Raw genomic sequence first — 17,773 nt, forward strand, 5'->3', positions numbered from 1 at the left:
ACAGTTTGTGCAACACCGTTTTGTTGATCGGAAAATTGAATACTTTCCGCAATACCTGTTGCTATCACGCTTAAACCATTTCGTTGCGATTTACACAGAGCGAGCACCCTGTCGCAGTATATTAAGGCGTCGATAGAAACAAGCATTGTCAGGACAACCAGCAGTCAAACAGTGTGAAATGCTACTGGCGCCTTACAGCGCAAAAAGGCTGGTGACTAAAAAGTCACCAGCCATCAGCCTAATTTCTCAGGCTGCAACCGGAAGGGTTGGCTTATTTAACTTCAACTTCAGCGCCAGCTTCTTCCAGAGATTTTTTCAGTGCTTCTGCGTCATCTTTGCTCACGCCTTCTTTCAGAGCGGCTGGAGCAGATTCTACCAGGTCTTTAGCTTCTTTCAGACCCAGGCCAGTTGCGCTACGTACTGCTTTGATTACAGCAACTTTGTTAGCGCCAGCAGCTTTCAGAATTACGTCGAATTCAGTTTTTTCTTCAGCAGCTTCAGCCGGGCCAGCAGCTACAGCTACAGCAGCAGCAGCGGAAACACCGAATTTTTCTTCCATTGCAGAAATCAGTTCTACAACGTCCATTACGGACATAGCTGCAACTGCTTCAATGATTTGATCTTTAGTGATAGACATTTAAATTGTTCCTGAAAATCAGAATAAGTTTATACGTAAGCGAATGCTTGATAAAGAAAACGGCTATTAAGCAGCTTCTTTTGCATCGCGAACAGCAGCCAGAGTGCGAACCAGTTTGCCAGCCGAAGCTTCTTTCATGGTTGCCATCAGGCGTGCAATTGCTTCTTCGTAGGTCGGCAGGGTTGCCAGGCGATCGATTTGCGATGCCGGGATCAACTCACCTTCAAAGGCTGCGGCTTTGACCTCAAATTTTGCATTCGCTTTCGCGAAATCTTTGAACAGACGAGCAGCTGCGCCCGGGTGTTCCATAGAATATGCAATCAGGGTCGGACCAACGAACGCGTCTTTCAGGCACTCAAACTGAGTACCTTCAACAACACGGCGCAGCAGGGTGTTACGAACAACACGCATGTATACGCCGGCTTCGCGACCTGCTTTACGCAGTTCAGTCATTTTGTCTACAGTTACGCCGCGGGAATCCGCAACTACTGCAGACAGCGCGCCTTTGGCTACTTCGCTGACTTCAGCAACAATCGCTTGTTTGTCTTGAAGATTTAAAGCCATTAGCTTTGCTCCTGGATGTTTGCCGGAACTCATGTTCCGGAACTCACTTCACTCTTCCCAACGGAAAGAGCGTCTTAATACGGTGAGCAGAAACAAGCCAGAGTATCAGAAATAATCTTAGCGTTCTGTCACCGTCTACGCAGGGCATTAAGCCTCTTTCGAGACACCTGCGGTCTTCGACGGAGGCCTGGATTAGGCCAGGCTCCAACGAACAAATCTTTTTACCTGCTAACTTTTGTTAGCAAACGTGGGGGTAAGATTGTAGACAAATCCACCGCCCACGTAAAGGTATTAGTTTGCAGCAGCGCTCAGGCCAGCCTGGTCAACTGCAACACCTGCACCCATAGTGGTGGAGATGCTAATTTTCTTGATGTACACGCCTTTCGCCTGAGTTGGTTTTGCTTTTTTCAGCGCAACCAGCAGAGATTCCAGGTTTTCTTTCAATTTGTCAGCGTCGAAGTCCACTTTACCGATGGTAGTGTGGATGATGCCGTTTTTGTCGTTACGATAACGAACCTGACCCGCTTTAGCGTTCTTAACCGCTTCAGCAACGTTAGGAGTTACAGTACCAACTTTAGGGTTTGGCATCAGGCCGCGTGGACCCAGAACCTGGCCCAGCTGGCCAACAACGCGCATTGCATCCGGGGAAGCAATAACAACGTCAAAGTTCATTTCGCCTTTTTTGATCTGATCAGCCAGATCTTCCATACCTACCAGTTCAGCGCCAGCAGCTTTAGCAGCTTCAGCGTTTGCACCCTGAGCAAATACAGCTACGCGTACGGAACGGCCAGTACCGTGTGGCAGTACAGTTGCGCCACGAACGTTCTGATCAGATTTACGAGCGTCGATACCGAGGTTTACAGCAACGTCAACGCTTTCAACGAACTTAGCGGTAGCCAGTTCTTTCAGCAGAGCGATAGCTTCGGTGATGTCGTATTGTTTGGTCGCATCAACTTTGTCACGGATCACGGACATGCGCTTGGTCAGTTTAGCCATTTCTTAGTCCTCCACTACCAGGCCCATGGAACGTGCAGTACCTTCAATGGAGCGAGTCATCGCTTCAATGTCGGAACCAGTCATGTCGGCAGCTTTGGTCTGCGCGATTTCCTGCAGCTGAGCGCGGGAAATTTTACCAACTTTATCTTTGTTCGGCTTACCGGAACCAGACTTGATACCAGCCGCTTTTTTCAGCAGTACTGCTGCCGGCGGGGTCTTGGTAACGAAAGTGAAAGAACGGTCAGCATATACGGTGATAACAACCGGAATTGGCAAACCTTTTTCAAGGGATTCAGTTTTTGCGTTGAACGCTTTACAGAATTCCATGATGTTAACACCCTGCTGACCCAGAGCTGGACCAACTGGTGGACTTGGGTTAGCCATACCAGCTGCAACCTGCAGCTTGACATAGGCTTGTACTTTCTTAGCCATTCTAAAATCCTCTAAATGGGTTATAGCGCCTCAAGGAGGCTCCCCGTGATAAATATCGTTTTACGGGTCGGAACCCATAAAAACAAAAGGCGCGAAATTGTATTCCAATCTCGCGCCCTGTGCAACGATTAAATCGCCGCTTTTTTGATCGGCTGCTTAGGCTTTTTCTACCTGGGCAAAGTCCAGTTCTACCGGGGTCGCACGACCGAAGATAGAAACAGAAACTTTCAGGCGGGACTTCTCGTAGTCCACTTCTTCAACCACGCCGTTAAAGTCAGCAAACGGACCGTCGCTAACACGAACCATTTCACCCGGTTCAAACAGCGTTTTCGGACGCGGCTTATCACCAACCTGCTGCAGGCGGTTCATAATCGCATCAACTTCTTTGTCGCTGATTGGTGCCGGACGATCGGACGTGCCGCCGATAAAGCCCATTACGCGCGGGACGCTGCGCACCAGGTGCCAGCTTGCATCGTTCATCACCATCTGAACCAGCACGTAACCCGGGAAGAATTTGCGCTCGCTTTTGCGACGCTGGCCACCACGGATCTCGACCACTTCTTCGGTCGGAACCATGACTTCACCAAACAACTCTTCCATATTGTGTAATTTGATATGCTCACGCAGCGAAGTGGCTACGCGGCCTTCAAAACCGGAGAACGCCTGAACGACGTACCAGCGCTTTTTAGGGGCTTCAGACATCTTAGAACCTCAGGCCAGTGATAAAGGAAACCAGGCGAACCAGAATACCATCCAGTCCCCACAGAATCAGTGACATGACTGCTGTCACTGCTGCCACAATCAGCGTGGTGTGCAATGTTTCCTGGCGAGTCGGCCAAATGACCTTGCGAACTTCGGTTCGCGCTTCGCGGGCAAAAGCAACGGTCGCTTTACCTTTTGTCGTCAACAGCGCGACACCACCCGCTGCAGCAATAAGAATTACTACGGCCAGCGCACGCAACGGCAGCATCATGTCACGATAGAGGTAGTTGCCAACAATAGCCACAATCAGCAGCACGGCCACAACTACCCACTTCATCGCTTCCAGGCCGCGACCGCTCCCTTGAGCTTCGGTATTCGCACTCATAAACCAACCTGTCAGAAGTATTCTACAAACAATTTCACCCCGCGAGAGCGAGGCGATCCAACCCGAAAAACCAATCGCTTTTCGGACTAAACGCCCTCTACAGAGCCTGTCTCAGCAATGATTATGACAAAAAAAATCACTGATGAGCCAGGTTCTGGTTCGAAAGCGTGCAAAAAGGGCATCAAATGATGCCCTTTTATTGCGCATTGCGTCAAATGTTATCAGCGATTAGCCGAGAACTTTAGCAACAACGCCTGCACCAACAGTACGGCCGCCTTCACGGATTGCGAAACGCAGACCGTCATCCATCGCGATTGGGTGGATCAGGGTAACAACCATTTTGATGTTGTCGCCTGGCATTACCATCTCTACGCCTTCTGGCAGTTCGATGGTACCGGTCACGTCAGTTGTACGGAAGTAGAACTGTGGACGGTAGCCTTTGAAGAACGGAGTATGACGGCCGCCTTCATCTTTGGACAGGATGTAAACTTCAGATTCGAATTTGGTGTGCGGCTTGATAGAGCCTGGCTTAGCCAGTACCTGACCACGTTCGATTTCTTCACGTTTGATACCACGCAGCAGAACACCAACGTTCTCACCAGCACGGCCTTCGTCCAGCAGTTTGCGGAACATTTCAACGCCAGTACAGGTAGACTTAGCAGTCTCTTTGATACCAACGATTTCAACTTCTTCGCCAACTTTAACGATACCGCGCTCTACACGACCGGTAACAACAGTACCACGGCCGGAGATGGAGAATACGTCTTCGATAGGCAGCAGGAACGGCTTGTCAATCGCACGCTCTGGTTCTGGGATGTAAGAATCCAGGAAGCCAGCCAGCTCAACGATTTTAGCTTCCCACTCTGCTTCGCCTTCCAGCGCTTTCAGAGCAGAACCACGGATAATTGGAGTATCATCACCTGGGAAGTCGTACTGGGACAGAAGTTCACGAACTTCCATTTCAACCAGTTCCAGCAGCTCTTCGTCATCAACCATGTCACATTTGTTCAGGAACACGATGATGTAAGGAACGCCAACCTGACGACCCAGCAGGATGTGCTCACGAGTCTGAGGCATAGGGCCGTCAGTCGCAGCAACAACCAGGATTGCGCCATCCATCTGAGCAGCACCGGTGATCATGTTTTTAACATAGTCGGCGTGGCCCGGGCAGTCTACGTGTGCGTAGTGGCGAGTCGGGGTGTCATATTCAACGTGGGAAGTGTTGATGGTGATACCACGAGCTTTTTCTTCTGGTGCGTTATCGATCTGATCGAATGCACGAGCAGAACCACCGTAGGTTTTAGCCAGAACGGTAGTGATTGCAGCGGTCAGCGTTGTTTTACCATGGTCAACGTGGCCGATAGTACCGACGTTAACGTGCGGTTTTGTACGTTCAAACTTTTCTTTAGACATCGATTGTCCCTCTAAGACACGGATAAATCGGTGATATCACCACATCAACCAGGCAATATGCCTGAACTGTTGAATGCTTTTTAAAGGTAACAGAGAGAAACAGGGAGGAGAAGTGAAGTGGTGCTGATACCCAGAGTCGAACTGGGGACCTCACCCTTACCAAGGGTGCGCTCTACCAACTGAGCCATATCAGCACGTCTTGGAGCGGGCAGCGGGAATCGAACCCGCATCATCAGCTTGGAAGGCTGAGGTAATAGCCATTATACGATGCCCGCATCCTGAAACTCGGCTACCCAGTTCTTTCTGTAACAAAAAAGAGATTTCTCTCTTTTTATGTTTTGAGCTGATTAATGTTTTAGCCAGCTCAGGCGGCGATAACGCTGCCAGAAAGTGGTGGTGGGGGAAGGATTCGAACCTTCGAAGTCTGTGACGGCAGATTTACAGTCTGCTCCCTTTGGCCGCTCGGGAACCCCACCGGACTTGATGGTGCCGACTACCGGAATCGAACTGGTGACCTACTGATTACAAGTCAGTTGCTCTACCTACTGAGCTAAGTCGGCATCAAGTAGCGCGCATTCTATGGGGGCATGAGCAGTCATGCAACTAAAAAATTGCATAAAATGTTCTTTCGCTCAGATTTTGTGCGCCAGAAGGGAAAAACGCTGATATTTCGTTCATTGCCGTTCAAATATTCAGCATAAGCACCGCAAATAACCCACCTATAGCGTATCGTGATGCCCTCCGCGTAAAGCATCACTTGTCTATATTTTTTCTTATTATTCCCGCCATCTGGTGTTAACCTCCTGCCCATTGTCCAAATTTAACTACTAAGTGATGAACCGCTGCCGCCACGAACGCGTTGCCGCGCAGACAAAGGGTTCACTGAACACGCTTATGAGCAAAAAAGAGCAATCGTTAATGACACCCTATCTTCAGTTTAACCGCAGCCAGTGGGCCGCTCTGCGTGACTCCGTCCCCATGACCTTAACGGAAGGGGAAATTGCGCGGTTAAAGGGGATCAACGAAGACCTGTCGCTGGAGGAGGTTGCAGAGATCTATCTGCCACTGTCCCGCTTGCTTAACTTCTATATAAGCTCCAACCTGCGTCGTCAGGCGGTACTGGAGCAGTTCCTTGGCACTAACGGCCAGCGTATTCCTTATATCATCAGCATCGCGGGCAGCGTGGCGGTCGGTAAAAGTACTACTGCACGTGTTCTGCAAGCGCTGTTGAGCCGCTGGCCTGAACATCGCAGCGTCGAGCTGATCACCACAGACGGCTTCCTGCATCCGAACGAGGTGCTGAAAGAGCGCGGCCTGATGAAGAAGAAAGGCTTTCCTCTTTCATACGATATGCACCGCCTGGTGAAATTCGTTTCAGATCTGAAATCTGGCGCACCAAACGTCACGGCGCCGGTCTATTCCCATCTGATTTACGACCGCATCCCAGATGGCGATAAAACGGTGGCACAACCGGATATTCTGATCCTCGAAGGGCTAAACGTGCTGCAAAGCGGCATGGATTACCCGCACGACCCACATCATGTGTTTGTCTCCGACTTCGTCGACTTCTCTATATATGTCGATGCGCCGGAAGATCTGCTGCAAAACTGGTATATCAACCGTTTCCTGAAGTTCCGTGAAGGGGCGTTTACCGACCCTGACTCTTACTTCCATAACTACGCCCAGCTTTCTGAAGAGGAAGCGGTCAACGTAGCGACATCGCTCTGGAATGAGATTAACTACGTGAACCTGAAAGAGAACATCCTGCCGACGCGCGAGCGCGCGAGCCTGATTCTAACGAAAAGTGAAAACCACGCCGTAGACCAGATTCGCCTGCGAAAATAGTGGATTAGCAGACATAAAAAAACCGGCGATAATCGCCGGTTTTTTTGTTTACGCATTATGCGTGCGGTTTCTCACCGTTTTCATCCTGATCGACCGCAAAGCAGGCCACCAGTTGACCGCCGTAATCTTTCAACTGCGGCTGTAACTGAGTACAAGGACCAAAGCGGCGACGGCAGCGGGCGTTGAACGCACAACCCGGCGGTGGATTCAGCGGGCTTGGCAGCTCGCCCGTCAGCTTAATACGCTCACGGCGATCGTCCGGATTCAGACGCGGTGTGGCCGACAGCAGTGCTTGCGTATACGGATGACGAGGATTATTAAAGATCTGGTCTTTGGTCCCCTTCTCCACGCAGCGCCCGAGATACATCACCATCACTTCATCAGCAATGTGCTCCACCACGGACAGGTCGTGGGAGATAAACACATACGACAGCCCCAGATCCTGCTGCAAATCCATCATCAGGTTCAGCACCTGCGCACGCACGGACACGTCGAGCGCAGAGACCGGTTCATCGGCAATCACCACGTCTGGGTCCAGCATCAGACCACGCGCGATAGCGATACGCTGACGCTGACCGCCAGAGAACATGTGCGGATAGCGATCGTAGTGCTCGGTTTTAAGACCCACTTTCGCCATCATCGCCAGCGCTTTTTCACGGCGCTGCTCTTTGTTGAGATCGCTGTTAATTTGCAGCGGCTCTTCCAGAATCTGTCCCACTTTTTTACGCGGGTTCAGAGAACCGTACGGGTTCTGGAACACAATCTGGATTTTCTGACGGCGCAGCTTCTGTGCCTGGGGATCGTGCTTGAGCAGATCCTGGCCCTGATAGTACAGCTCGCCACCGGTCGGGGTTTCAATCATCGTCAGCAGACGACCCAGCGTGGATTTACCACAGCCCGATTCACCGACCACAGCCAGCGTTTTGCCACGTTCCAGAGTGAACGACACCCCATCCAGCGCTTTCACCAGGCGTTCAGGGGCAAAAATCCCCTTTTTCACCGGATAGTGTTTTTTCAGATCGATGGCCTGCAACAGCGGCTGTTGTTTGGCGGCCTCTTGCGTACTCATAGTGTTGGCCTCCCGGCATCATCAAGTGGGTAGTGACATTTAGACTGACGACCACCTGGGAGGGTGTTCAGTTCTGGCTCTTCAGCACGACACTTATCTGTCGCGTACGGGCAGCGCGGATTCAGCAGACAGCCCGTCGGGCGGTCATATTTACCTGGGACGACGCCCGGCAACGACGCCAGACGTGCTTTATCCTGAGCAAACTCCGGCAGCGCACGCAGGAGCGCCTGGGTATACGGGTGACGCGGCGCGCGGAAAATATCGTGCGAGCTTCCGGCCTCCACGACTTGACCGGCATACATCACGATAATTTTGTGAGCGGCTTCGGCCACCAGCGCCAGATCGTGGGTAATCAGCACCAGCGCCATGTTCTCTTTCTGCTGCAATTCCAGCAGCAGCTCGATGATCTGCGCCTGAATGGTCACGTCCAGCGCCGTGGTCGGTTCATCCGCAATCAGCAGCTTCGGTCGACAGGCAATCGCCATAGCGATCATCACGCGCTGGCTCATCCCACCAGACAGCTGGTGCGGATAAACATCCAGACGTGATGCCGGATCGGGAATCCCCACCTGCGTAAGCAGGTCGATCGCGCGCTGGCGACGGGTTTTCTTATTCCCACCCTGATGCACTTTGATCGCTTCCATAATCTGGAAACCGACGGTATAGCACGGGTTCAGACTGGTCATTGGGTCCTGGAAGATCATCGCCACTTCAGCGCCCACCAGCTGGCGGCGCTGCTTCTCGGAGATGCGCTTCAGATCCTGGCCGTTGAACTCCAGGCTTTCCGCCATCACGCGGCCGGGGTAATCAATAAGACCCATGATCGCCAGTGAGCTGACAGATTTACCCGAGCCAGACTCACCCACAATGCCAACCACTTCACCCTGATTCACGCTGTAGCTGATACGGTCTACGGCACGAAACTCGGAGCCCACGTCACCGAAGTGCACCGATAATTTATCTACATTTAATAACGCCATCTCGTGCCTCTTACTGCTTCAGTTTGGGATCAAGTGCATCACGCAGACCATCACCCATCAGGTTAAATGCCAGCACCGTCAGCAGAATCGCCAGACCCGGGAAGGTCACGACCCACCATGCGCTTTGCGCGAACTGCAACACATCGGCGAGCATCGTGCCCCACTCCGGTGTTGGCGGTTGCGCACCCATGCCAAGGAAGCCAAGAGCAGCCATATCGAGAATGGCGTTAGAGAAACCGAGCGACGCCTGAACGATCAGCGGCGCAAGGCAGTTCGGGAGAATATTGACGAACATCTGGCGCAGCGCGCCCGCGCCCGCCACACGTGAAGCGGTGACATAATCGCGGTTCACTTCCACCAGCACCGCCGCACGTGTTAATCGTACGTAGTGAGGGAGTGCCACGAACGTCAGGGCCAGCGCCGCGTTACCTATCGATGGCCCAAACACCGCCACAAGGACCAGCGCCAACAGCAGGCTTGGCAGGGCCAGCATGATGTCGACCACACGCATAATGATGTTGTCGATCAGACCGCCGAAGTAGCCGGCAACCAGTCCGAGGATAACCCCGAGGATCAGCGACAGTACCACCACCAGGCACCCTACCAGCAGCGACAGACGCGCACCGTACATCAGACGCGATAACACATCGCGGCCCACGTCATCCGTGCCGAGCAGATGGGCGAAGGTCCCGCCATCCTGCCAGGCTGGCGGAGCCAGCAGCACGTCGCGGAACTGATCCGCCGGGTTATACGGCGCCAGCACGTTCGCAAACACGGCGATAATGATCATGATGGTGACATACACCAGTCCGACCACGGCGCCTTTGTTGCGTTTGAAGTAATGCCAGAACTCCTGCATCGGCGTCATTGGCACCGGGGCAGCAACAGCTTTATTTTGAGTAACTTGTGACATGATGGCCCCTTACTTCTTATGACGAATACGCGGGTTCACCACGCCGTACAGCAAATCGACCAGCAGGTTGACGAGGATAATCATCGTCGCCACCAGCAGTACACCGCCCTGCACAACCGGATAGTCACGGCGTTGCAGCGCATCGATCAGCCAACGTCCCAGGCCCGGCCAGGAGAAGATGGTTTCGGTCAGGATCGCCCCGGCCAGCAATGTCCCCACCTGCAAGCCGATCACCGTCACGACAGGCAGCATCGCGTTACGCAACGCATGGACGATGATGACGCGCATACGGGTCAGACCTTTGGCGCGGGCGGTACGGATGTAATCCTCTCCCAGTACTTCCAGCATTGACGAGCGCGTCATACGTACAATTACAGCCAGAGGAATTGTCCCGAGCACCATCGCAGGCAGGATCATATGCGCCAGCGCATCAATGAAGTTGCCCTCTTCGCCCCAGATGGCCGTATCAATCAGCATAAAGCCGGTGAGCGGGTTGGAATCATCAAGGAACACCATGTCGCTCACCCGTCCAGAGACCGGCGTCAGGTTGAGTTGCACGGAGACCAGCATGATCAGCATCATGCCCCACCAGAAGATAGGCATGGAGTAACCGGTCAGCGCCAGGCCAACCGCGGTGTGATCGAAGATTGAACCGCGCTTAACGGCAGCCAGAACACCAACGGGGATACCGACAGCAACGGCAAAAATCATGGCGCAGATACCGAGTTCCAGCGTCGCTTTAAAACGCGGCACAAACTCGTCCCACACCGGAAGACGGCTTTTCAGCGAAATCCCTAAATCACCGTGCAGGACGCCCCAAATGTAATGGAGATACTGCTGCCACATCGGCTTATCGAGGCCGAGTTCGGCCAGCAGCTGCGCATGGCGTTCAGGGGAGATACCACGCTCACCCGCCATAATCATTACCGGGTCGCCGGGGATCATATGGACGAAGGCAAAAGTGAGAAGGGTGATACCGATAAACGTGGGGATGACAAGTCCCAGACGTCGGAGGATGAACTGCAACATATCCCGGATTCTCTCTAATGACGTACTGCCCGCAGGCGGTGACGTCTGTATTGCTCACAAATCTTATTCCCTCCGCGAAGAGGGAATAAAGCACTGCTGCCGGAGGGCGCTGCGCTGACCCGGCCTACCGCTGTAGGTCCGCGCTCGCGCAGCGCCGCCGGCACGGGGTGCTCATGCACCCCTGACGCTTTTAATTATTCAACAGAGACGTTTTCGAAGTGGTGTTTGCCCAGCGGATCAACCACATAGCCTTTGACTTCTTTACGCACTGGCTCGTAAACGGTGGAGTGAGCCACGATCAGCGCCGGAGCCTGGTCATGCATCACTACCTGAGCCTGTTTGTAGAGTTCAATACGCTTGTTGTGGTCGTCCGTTGCGCGCGCCGGCTGAATCAGATCTTCAAACGGCTTGTAGCACCAGCGAGAGTAGTTAGAACCATCTTTCGCAGCCGCGCAGCTGAACAGGGTGGCGAAGAAGTTGTCCGGATCCCCATTGTCCCCGGTCCAGCCCATCATCACCGCCTGGTGTTCGCCAGCTTTAGCACGCTTCAGGTACTCGCCCCACTCGTAAGTGACGATCTTGGCCTGAACGCCTACCTTAGCCCAGTCAGCCTGAACCATCTCAGCCATACGGCGAGCGTTCGGGTTGTACGGACGCTGAACAGGCATTGCCCACAGCTCAACGGTAAAGCCTTTATCCTGGCCCGCTTCTTTCAGCAGCGCTTTCGCTTTCTCAGGATCGTAGGTGTAGTCTTTAACGTCGTCGTTGTAGCCCCACATGGTTGGTGGGATCAGGTTCTTGGCAGCAATACCTGCACCCTGGTAAACCGCTTTAATGATCGCTTCTTTGTTCACCGCGTAAGTCAGCGCCTGACGCACTTTCACGTCATCAAACGGTTTCTTCTCGGTGTTGAAGGAGAGGTAACCTACGTTCAGGCCCGCCTGCTCCAGCAGGTTGATATTTTTGTCCTGCTTCATGCGAGCGATATCAGCCGGGTTCGGGTACGGCATCACCTGGCACTCGTTTTTCTGCAGTTTCGCGTAACGCACGGACGCGTCAGGCGTGATGGAGAAGACCAGACGGTCGATCTGCGGCTTGGTACTCCAGTAACCTTCGAATGCTTTGTACAGAATACGGGAGTCTTTCTGGTACTGCTGCAGCTGGAATGGACCGGTACCGATTGGGTTCAGATCCACTTTTTCCGGGGTGCCTGCTTTCAGCATGTTGTCCGCATACTCTTTTGACAGAATAGAGGCGAAGTCCATAGCCAGGTCAGCAAGGAATGGCGCTTCAGGACGGCTCAGAACGAACTGAACGGTTTTGTCGTCCACTTTTTTCACTTCGGTGATCAGGTCCGGCAGACCCATCCCTTCGAAGTATTCGTAGCTGCCGCCAGAAACTTTATGGTACGGGTTCTGTGCGTTTTTCTGACGGTCGAAGGAGAACACAACGTCATCCGCAGTCAGTTCACGCGTTGGTTTGAAATCTTTATTGTCCTGCCACTTCACGCCCTGGCGTAAGTGGAAGGTATAGGTTTTGCCGTCTTCGCTGATTTCCCACTTCTCAGCCAGACCCGGAATAACTTCCGTGGTACCGATTTTGAATTCAACCAGACGGTTATAGATTGGTACAGAGCTAGCGTCGTAGGTTGTACCAGAGGTGAACAGCTGTGGGTTAAAGCCTTCCGGCGAGCCTTCAGAACAGTAAACCAGGGTTTTTGCCTGCACGCTTGCCGCGACGGTGAGAGCGACCAGGCTCAGACCAAGCTTCAGCATCCCTGACTTCTTCAAGGAAATACTCATTATTCTGCTCCAATGTGATGTTTTGCTTTGTTGTGTTACGCCGCCTGACCTTTATTTATTTTTTACCCGGTCCGGTCGGTGATGCCCGAAGGCGTGATAAGGGATGGAGATTCCTTTCAGAAGAGCGTCGGAGTTGCAGCGCAGATCCTCCCTGAAATGCCCCTCGTGCCCTACAATCTGTCAACAGAATGTGAAAACGTCAATACAGGTGACGGGGATTTACGTTGAGGGTGAGAAACGGCAAACAAAGATTAAAAAAACTTTAGTCACCTATTTTCAGCAGGGAAATTTATGCTACTCGCCATCTTGCAGCACAAATCTCTTCATATTTCGCAACAATCAGTGATTAACATTTATTCAGATCGCGTAAATTTTCTTACAGAATGGTGATTATCTGAGCAGTAAATGCCGCGAACGTTAAAACGCACAGCGGAAAATGCTGAGGTTATCCATAAGCAACGCGAAAAAAGATCAATCCATATATAAAAAAATACAATGGATTATGTCACAAAATCGTTAACAGGCAGGGTAATGCGGGGATAAGGAGCGTTTTAGGGAGTCGGCGTGGATAAGTCCATAATGCAAAAAGGGCCAACCTTGCGGTTAGCCCTTTTTTAAATGTGGTCGGCGAGAGAGGATTCGAACCTCCGACCCACTGGTCCCAAACCAGTTGCGCTACCAAGCTGCGCTACTCGCCGAATGCGGAGCGCATCTTACTGCTGGGGTGCGCCCTCGTCAATCCCTTATCTTCAAAAAGCCATTCGACTGGCGAGAAACTCGCCAGCTCGGTTACTTAGTGGCTTTCGCCGGACCATCAGGGACATGGCACCAGTTGTTGTTCTCATTAATCCCGCCGTCTGGCGAGGTATAGCCGAGACAACCCATGATGGTGTCATACAGCTCAACGTGACGGCGAGGCACCTTCATCTCAGCCTGCTGTTTCAGGTGCTGGAACATCTTCTCTTTATCCGGGTTTTCCAGATATTTATCCGACATCCACACCATCATCGGCACGCGGAACTGCTCCGGTGGCGCCATCTTGCGCGGCGTGCCGTGCAAGTGCTCATACTCGTTGATCGACTCACCGTGGTCGGCGGCATAGAAAACAATCGCTTTCTTGTCGCGCACCTGGTCAATCACGCTCTCGATAAAGTGATCCACATACATCACCGAGTTATCGTAAGAGTTAATCAGCTGCTCTTTGGTGCAGTCTTTGTCTACGCCCACACACTCCGGCGTCCATTTGGCAAAACTGCGCGGGTAACGCTGGGTGTAGTTAAAGTGCGAACCTTTGGTATGCAGGATGATCATATGCTTCCCATCCTGATTGTTGCTCAGCGAGCCTTTCATCTCATCGATCAGCAGCATATCGTCAACGCTCTTGCCGCGGTTACGCGGCTCAGCGCCGATCTGCTCACGATAGGCAATGTTCTGCGCCATCGTGTTGCTGTAAAACCACATCTCGCTCTGCATCGCGTAGAGATCAGAACTGAATCCAAGCTGATGCAGCACCGAGAAGACGTTCTGCTCTTTCAGGGTACGCTGCGGATTGTCATCCGCCCCGCCCTCGCGAACAAACATGCAGCGCAGCGACAGCTTGGTCGCCGTATCACATGAGTAGCCCCGATAAGCGATCAGGTTCTTCTCCTGCGCCAGTTTCGGCGTGGTATCGCGGTCGTAGCCTAAAATCCCCATATGATCCCAGCGCGTCGTTTCACCGATGATAAAGACCACATAGGTATCGTCGATATCTTTAGGCGCTTCGTAGGTGAACTGCTTCGCCGGATTGAGGAGAGATTTATTATCGGAAGACTCATCCACCTGCGCCCAAGCGTACAGGCCCAGCGCGGAAATCCAGTTAGAAGGCAGATAGGAGTTCGCCACCACGCCGCCGTAGCTCGGCAAATCCACGCCAGAAGTACGTTCGTCACTCTTCTGCTTCACTTCAAGCAGACGAATCGGGCCCCAGACCATCAGCCCCGCCAGCAGTACCACCGCGACGCTTCGGACGCGTTGCCCTGGCGTGCGCATCTGACGCAGCAGGGTATAGCGGCAGCGGTTACTCCAGATGAGCAGCAGCGGCAGCGCACTGACGCCCACCAGCCACAGGATAAAGTGCAGGCCGACCACCTCTTTCGAGAGGTCAATATCCGTCGTCATGACTGAGGCAATAATGCCGTAGCCAATAACCACGTTCATAAAAGTCATGTAATAGCTGGCACCTGCCGAGCAGAGCACCACCAGAGATGCCAGAACGCGCCAGATGCGGCGTCCAAACAGTGAGAGGAGACGTAATAAGAAAAAGGTAACCAGAACGGTACCAACCAACTCAACAACCGCTGCGATTCCTTTCCAGGCGGTAAAGTCTTGCGCGAACCCGTCAAACCGACGGAAAAAAACAGCGCCATTCATAAACAGGCCGATGTACAACGCCAGCAAAAAGCTCAGCTTTTGTTGCGTCATCGATTTAATGTATTTCATGCAGGCTACCCGAAAAAAGGGACAGTCACGCCATCCACTTTTAGCTTTAAAAGTGAACAGAGTAGATATTCGCTCAGGGGATCGTTATCAGAAACGTCTAAAGCGTGGTAAGTAGACCACAGTGACAGGAAAAAGTGGCAGCAGAGAGTGTGATTGCAGTAGATATTTACAAAAAATCAAGTTCGAAAGCAGATTGGGTCAAAGAACGCTCAGCATGTTGATAAAAGAAAAGGCCGGAAAATCCAGCCTTTTCAGTCAGTCATCACGCATGCGCTTCGTTAAATACCTGCCGCTGCGGCTGGCGAATCGTAGTGGAGAGCGCCAGTGAGATAATCAGCAGGGCGAAGATGACGCAGAACGTGACATAGAAGCCGCCGAACAGCGAGGCGATGAGGGACCCGCAGATGCTGCCGATACCGAAACCTAAGTAAATCACCCCATAATTCTTCGCCAGATTATTCAGGCCAAAGAACTCGCTCACCAGTGACGGGAACACGGTAATGGTGCCGCCAAAATTGAAGGCCACGCAGGCAATCGCCGCGAAGAAGGTCATCTCATTAAGTGGCGCAAACAGCAGGGCCGCCATACCGACCAGGGAGATCACCTGCCCCAGCGTAATCACACGGATACGGGCGATTTTGTCGGAGAGAATACCCAGCACCAGACGACCAGACAGGTTGGCAATGGAAATCACCGTTACTGCATTCGCCGCAGTCATCGCATCCAGTTTCACCATCCCCTGGGCGATATCTTTCGCCACGCCAATTACATACAGACCGCTCATGCAGGCTGTCAGGAACATAACCGCCAGCATCCAGTACTGAGGTTTGCGCATGGACTGCGCCAGGGTGAAGTCGTTTTCCACTACGCCGTTAACGGTTTTCACTTCCTGCATCGGGGCATCTTTCATCAGCGTCGCGCCGAACAGAATCATCACCAGCACGATAGCGCCCCAGATCATAAAGGTCTTTTCCAGGCCCACGGAGGCAAGCAGGTGCGAATCGATAAATTTAAACCCGAGACTACCCAGACCATAAGAGCCAATGGAGAAAGCTGAGATTAAGCCTTTACGCTCCGGGAACCACTTCACGCAGTTCGACAGGGTCAGCAGGTAGCCCGCGCCATCTGCCAGCCCCACCAGCACCCCGGCGCTCAGCCAGAGCATCATCAGGTTACTGGAGTGCGCCGTCAGGAAGAAGCCGACGCCCAGCAGGATGCCCGAAGCCATGGTCACGCGTTTCACGCCAAAACGCTCCTGCAATTTCCCGGCGATGGACGAGGACAACGCCAGCCCCAGGCTCAGCAAGCCGAACGAGAACGCCACCTGGCTCACCGGCGCGCCGAGTTTGTCAGAGAGCGCGCTGTTAAACAGGCTCCAGGTATAAACCGATCCCAACGCAAATTGCGTCACGATGGTGCCAAATAGGGTCAGCCAACGAGTGCGGTTGTATGTTGATGTGTTCATGGCAGTTGTCCTGCAAGAGAAATTAAAGGAATTCGCTGCAGACAACGATAAACAAAACCTCAAAAGGCCTGGGGGAAAACGGCATGAAATGCAGTGGAGACGGAATGAAATGCCTGGAATCAGGAATGAATGACCTTGCCGGGCGAAAGATAACGAGTTTGTTAGTGCCCGCTATCGCCACAAGCACGGCCATTCTTGTATTTAAGATGTTACAGCAAGGTTGAATTATATAACAATATTAAAATCTGGCGCTCACACCCAGGGTATATAAATAATCCGCGCCGGTCATGGTGTTATCCGCCTGAGACAAAGAGGCGTACGCGGCCATATGCGGGTAAAGCAGCACGTCGGCACCCACGGTCACATCCATCCAGTTATCGTACTGCATGGAGGCCGGCAGGCGGCTCATCCCCGACTGCGGCTTCCACTGATTATCACCAAACTGCTGGTTGTAGCTAATCTGCGCCCATGGCCGAAAACTGCCCACGCGCGTATCGACGCGCCAGCCGAGCGTACTCACGCTGGCATGCCACAGCGGGTCGGTAAGCGACTGGCTGCCATTGTCACCGTATTCGTTGTACGCCATGGGCGACGAACCGTCGTAATGCCACGCGGCAACTGGCCCCGTGGTCACCTTCTGCGTCACCGGAATCGTCAGGCTCAGCGACAGGGTACTGTCAGATTCCGCAGGATAATTTTCCGGCATGTTCAACGCCAGCCCCGGAACGTTCTGGGAAGAACGAATACGCTCCGCGAGAATATCGTCATAACGCGGTTGGTGATCGGCGTCCCATGTATAGCGTTCGGTCGTATTATTTTGCGCATCCGAAACGATATATTCCTGTTGCCAGGCGTAAGCTGTGCTACAAAAAAACAAACAGACAGAGACTCCCGCCAGGCCAGTAACAGCATGGCGACCACTGATTATTTTTATCATCATCAAAGCGACTCCAGAAAGAGCCGAATTCGGCGATATTTGTCATTGTTAGAAAGAGGTATGAGGGCAAAGCCCTTAATTAAATATTGTCTTTTTGAGGCACACGTCAAGCCAGGTGGGTTG

16 protein-coding genes and 5 tRNA genes are annotated in these 17,773 nt (G+C 52.7%); 1 reads left to right on the top strand and 20 read right to left on the bottom strand.

What is annotated here, in order from left to right; genetic code table 11:
• Nucleotides 1-271: 271 nt before the first annotated feature.
• The 11 genes from rplL to DAI21_RS03375 form a co-directional block, all read right to left on the bottom strand.
• Nucleotides 272-637 (bottom strand): 50S ribosomal protein L7/L12, encoded by a 366-nt coding sequence (gene rplL / locus DAI21_RS03320; protein ID WP_095280280.1) that lies wholly within the window; start codon nt 635-637, stop codon nt 272-274.
• A gap of 66 nt (nt 638-703) precedes the next feature.
• Nucleotides 704-1,201: a 50S ribosomal protein L10 gene (gene rplJ, locus DAI21_RS03325; protein WP_007704673.1), complete on the bottom strand. Its 498-nt coding sequence runs from the start codon at nt 1,199-1,201 to the stop codon at nt 704-706.
• A gap of 291 nt (nt 1,202-1,492) precedes the next feature.
• Nucleotides 1,493-2,197 carry a 50S ribosomal protein L1 gene (rplA, locus tag DAI21_RS03335; RefSeq protein ID WP_100778109.1) on the bottom strand — a complete coding sequence of 235 codons (705 nt, stop codon included), beginning with the start codon at nt 2,195-2,197 and terminating at the stop codon, nt 1,493-1,495.
• Between the two features lie 3 nt (nt 2,198-2,200).
• Nucleotides 2,201-2,629: a 50S ribosomal protein L11 gene (rplK, locus tag DAI21_RS03340; RefSeq protein WP_004097640.1), complete on the bottom strand. Its 429-nt coding sequence runs from the start codon at nt 2,627-2,629 to the stop codon at nt 2,201-2,203.
• A gap of 156 nt (nt 2,630-2,785) precedes the next feature.
• The gene (gene nusG / locus DAI21_RS03345) at nt 2,786-3,331 is read right to left on the bottom strand and encodes a transcription termination/antitermination protein NusG (RefSeq protein ID WP_002438628.1); all 546 of its coding nucleotides are present in this window, start codon (nt 3,329-3,331) and stop codon (nt 2,786-2,788) included.
• Between the two features lies 1 nt (nt 3,332).
• Nucleotides 3,333-3,716 (bottom strand): preprotein translocase subunit SecE, encoded by a 384-nt coding sequence (secE, locus tag DAI21_RS03350; protein WP_003862342.1) that lies wholly within the window; start codon nt 3,714-3,716, stop codon nt 3,333-3,335.
• A gap of 228 nt (nt 3,717-3,944) precedes the next feature.
• A complete protein-coding gene (gene tuf, locus DAI21_RS03355; protein WP_100778110.1) occupies nt 3,945-5,129 on the bottom strand; it encodes an elongation factor Tu in 1,185 nt (394 codons plus the stop codon).
• Between the two features lie 118 nt (nt 5,130-5,247).
• Nucleotides 5,248-5,323 (bottom strand) — tRNA-Thr (locus tag DAI21_RS03360).
• A gap of 6 nt (nt 5,324-5,329) precedes the next feature.
• Nucleotides 5,330-5,404: transfer RNA gene (locus DAI21_RS03365), tRNA-Gly, on the bottom strand.
• A gap of 116 nt (nt 5,405-5,520) precedes the next feature.
• A tRNA-Tyr gene (locus tag DAI21_RS03370) sits at nt 5,521-5,605 on the bottom strand.
• A gap of 8 nt (nt 5,606-5,613) precedes the next feature.
• Nucleotides 5,614-5,689, bottom strand: a tRNA-Thr gene (locus DAI21_RS03375).
• 334 nt (nt 5,690-6,023) lie between these two features.
• Here DAI21_RS03375 and coaA point away from each other — a divergent pair.
• Nucleotides 6,024-6,974 carry a type I pantothenate kinase gene (gene coaA, locus DAI21_RS03380; RefSeq protein ID WP_100778111.1) on the top strand — a complete coding sequence of 317 codons (951 nt, stop codon included), beginning with the start codon at nt 6,024-6,026 and terminating at the stop codon, nt 6,972-6,974.
• A 55-nt stretch (nt 6,975-7,029) separates the two neighbouring features.
• Here coaA and dppF read toward each other — a convergent pair whose 3' ends face one another.
• The 9 genes from dppF to DAI21_RS03430 form a co-directional block, all read right to left on the bottom strand.
• On the bottom strand, nt 7,030-8,043 hold the full coding sequence (gene dppF, locus DAI21_RS03385) for a dipeptide ABC transporter ATP-binding subunit DppF (protein WP_100778112.1): 1,014 nt from the start codon (nt 8,041-8,043) through the stop codon (nt 7,030-7,032).
• Nucleotides 8,040-9,023, bottom strand: a complete 984-nt coding sequence (dppD, locus tag DAI21_RS03390) for a dipeptide ABC transporter ATP-binding protein (RefSeq protein ID WP_100778113.1) — start codon at nt 9,021-9,023, stop codon at nt 8,040-8,042. The genes dppF and dppD overlap by 4 nt, the downstream gene beginning before the upstream one ends.
• A gap of 10 nt (nt 9,024-9,033) precedes the next feature.
• Nucleotides 9,034-9,936 (bottom strand): dipeptide ABC transporter permease DppC, encoded by a 903-nt coding sequence (gene dppC / locus DAI21_RS03395; RefSeq protein WP_100778114.1) that lies wholly within the window; start codon nt 9,934-9,936, stop codon nt 9,034-9,036.
• A gap of 9 nt (nt 9,937-9,945) precedes the next feature.
• Nucleotides 9,946-10,965 (bottom strand): dipeptide ABC transporter permease DppB, encoded by a 1,020-nt coding sequence (gene dppB, locus DAI21_RS03400; protein ID WP_100778115.1) that lies wholly within the window; start codon nt 10,963-10,965, stop codon nt 9,946-9,948.
• Nucleotides 10,966-11,159: 194 nt separating this feature from the next.
• On the bottom strand, nt 11,160-12,767 hold the full coding sequence (dppA, locus tag DAI21_RS03405; protein ID WP_107702485.1) for a dipeptide ABC transporter periplasmic-binding protein DppA: 1,608 nt from the start codon (nt 12,765-12,767) through the stop codon (nt 11,160-11,162).
• A gap of 621 nt (nt 12,768-13,388) precedes the next feature.
• Nucleotides 13,389-13,465: transfer RNA gene (locus DAI21_RS03415), tRNA-Pro, on the bottom strand.
• A gap of 91 nt (nt 13,466-13,556) precedes the next feature.
• Nucleotides 13,557-15,248, bottom strand: a complete 1,692-nt coding sequence (eptB, locus tag DAI21_RS03420; protein WP_107702486.1) for a kdo(2)-lipid A phosphoethanolamine 7''-transferase — start codon at nt 15,246-15,248, stop codon at nt 13,557-13,559.
• A gap of 262 nt (nt 15,249-15,510) precedes the next feature.
• Nucleotides 15,511-16,713: an MFS transporter gene (locus tag DAI21_RS03425; protein ID WP_100778119.1), complete on the bottom strand. Its 1,203-nt coding sequence runs from the start codon at nt 16,711-16,713 to the stop codon at nt 15,511-15,513.
• 238 nt (nt 16,714-16,951) lie between these two features.
• A complete protein-coding gene (locus tag DAI21_RS03430) occupies nt 16,952-17,653 on the bottom strand; it encodes an autotransporter domain-containing protein (RefSeq protein WP_107702487.1) in 702 nt (233 codons plus the stop codon).
• Nucleotides 17,654-17,773 lie beyond the last annotated feature (120 nt).

The organism is Lelliottia sp. WB101 (genome assembly GCF_003051885.1).
GTDB lineage: Bacteria > Pseudomonadota > Gammaproteobacteria > Enterobacterales > Enterobacteriaceae > Enterobacter > Enterobacter nimipressuralis.

Excerpts from the sequence above, each read along its gene's own strand:
- rplA (WP_100778109.1), bottom strand. The coding sequence starts at position 2,197 with ATGGCTAAACTGACCAAGCGCATGTCCGTGATCCGTGACAAAGTTGAT.
- secE (WP_003862342.1), bottom strand. The coding sequence starts at position 3,716 with ATGAGTGCGAATACCGAAGCTCAAGGGAGCGGTCGCGGCCTGGAAGCG.
- dppD (WP_100778113.1), bottom strand. The coding sequence starts at position 9,023 with ATGGCGTTATTAAATGTAGATAAATTATCGGTGCACTTCGGTGACGTG.
- rplJ (WP_007704673.1), bottom strand. The coding sequence starts at position 1,201 with ATGGCTTTAAATCTTCAAGACAAACAAGCGATTGTTGCTGAAGTCAGC.
- coaA (WP_100778111.1), top strand. The coding sequence starts at position 6,024 with ATGAGCAAAAAAGAGCAATCGTTAATGACACCCTATCTTCAGTTTAAC.
- dppC (WP_100778114.1), bottom strand. The coding sequence starts at position 9,936 with ATGTCACAAGTTACTCAAAATAAAGCTGTTGCTGCCCCGGTGCCAATG.
- DAI21_RS03425 (WP_100778119.1), bottom strand. The coding sequence starts at position 16,713 with ATGAACACATCAACATACAACCGCACTCGTTGGCTGACCCTATTTGGC.
- nusG (WP_002438628.1), bottom strand. The coding sequence starts at position 3,331 with ATGTCTGAAGCCCCTAAAAAGCGCTGGTACGTCGTTCAGGCGTTCTCC.
- tuf (WP_100778110.1), bottom strand. The coding sequence starts at position 5,129 with ATGTCTAAAGAAAAGTTTGAACGTACAAAACCGCACGTTAACGTCGGT.
- rplL (WP_095280280.1), bottom strand. The coding sequence starts at position 637 with ATGTCTATCACTAAAGATCAAATCATTGAAGCAGTTGCAGCTATGTCC.
- eptB (WP_107702486.1), bottom strand. The coding sequence starts at position 15,248 with ATGAAATACATTAAATCGATGACGCAACAAAAGCTGAGCTTTTTGCTG.
- rplK (WP_004097640.1), bottom strand. The coding sequence starts at position 2,629 with ATGGCTAAGAAAGTACAAGCCTATGTCAAGCTGCAGGTTGCAGCTGGT.
- DAI21_RS03430 (WP_107702487.1), bottom strand. The coding sequence starts at position 17,653 with ATGATGATAAAAATAATCAGTGGTCGCCATGCTGTTACTGGCCTGGCG.
- dppB (WP_100778115.1), bottom strand. The coding sequence starts at position 10,965 with ATGTTGCAGTTCATCCTCCGACGTCTGGGACTTGTCATCCCCACGTTT.
- dppF (WP_100778112.1), bottom strand. The coding sequence starts at position 8,043 with ATGAGTACGCAAGAGGCCGCCAAACAACAGCCGCTGTTGCAGGCCATC.
- dppA (WP_107702485.1), bottom strand. The coding sequence starts at position 12,767 with ATGAGTATTTCCTTGAAGAAGTCAGGGATGCTGAAGCTTGGTCTGAGC.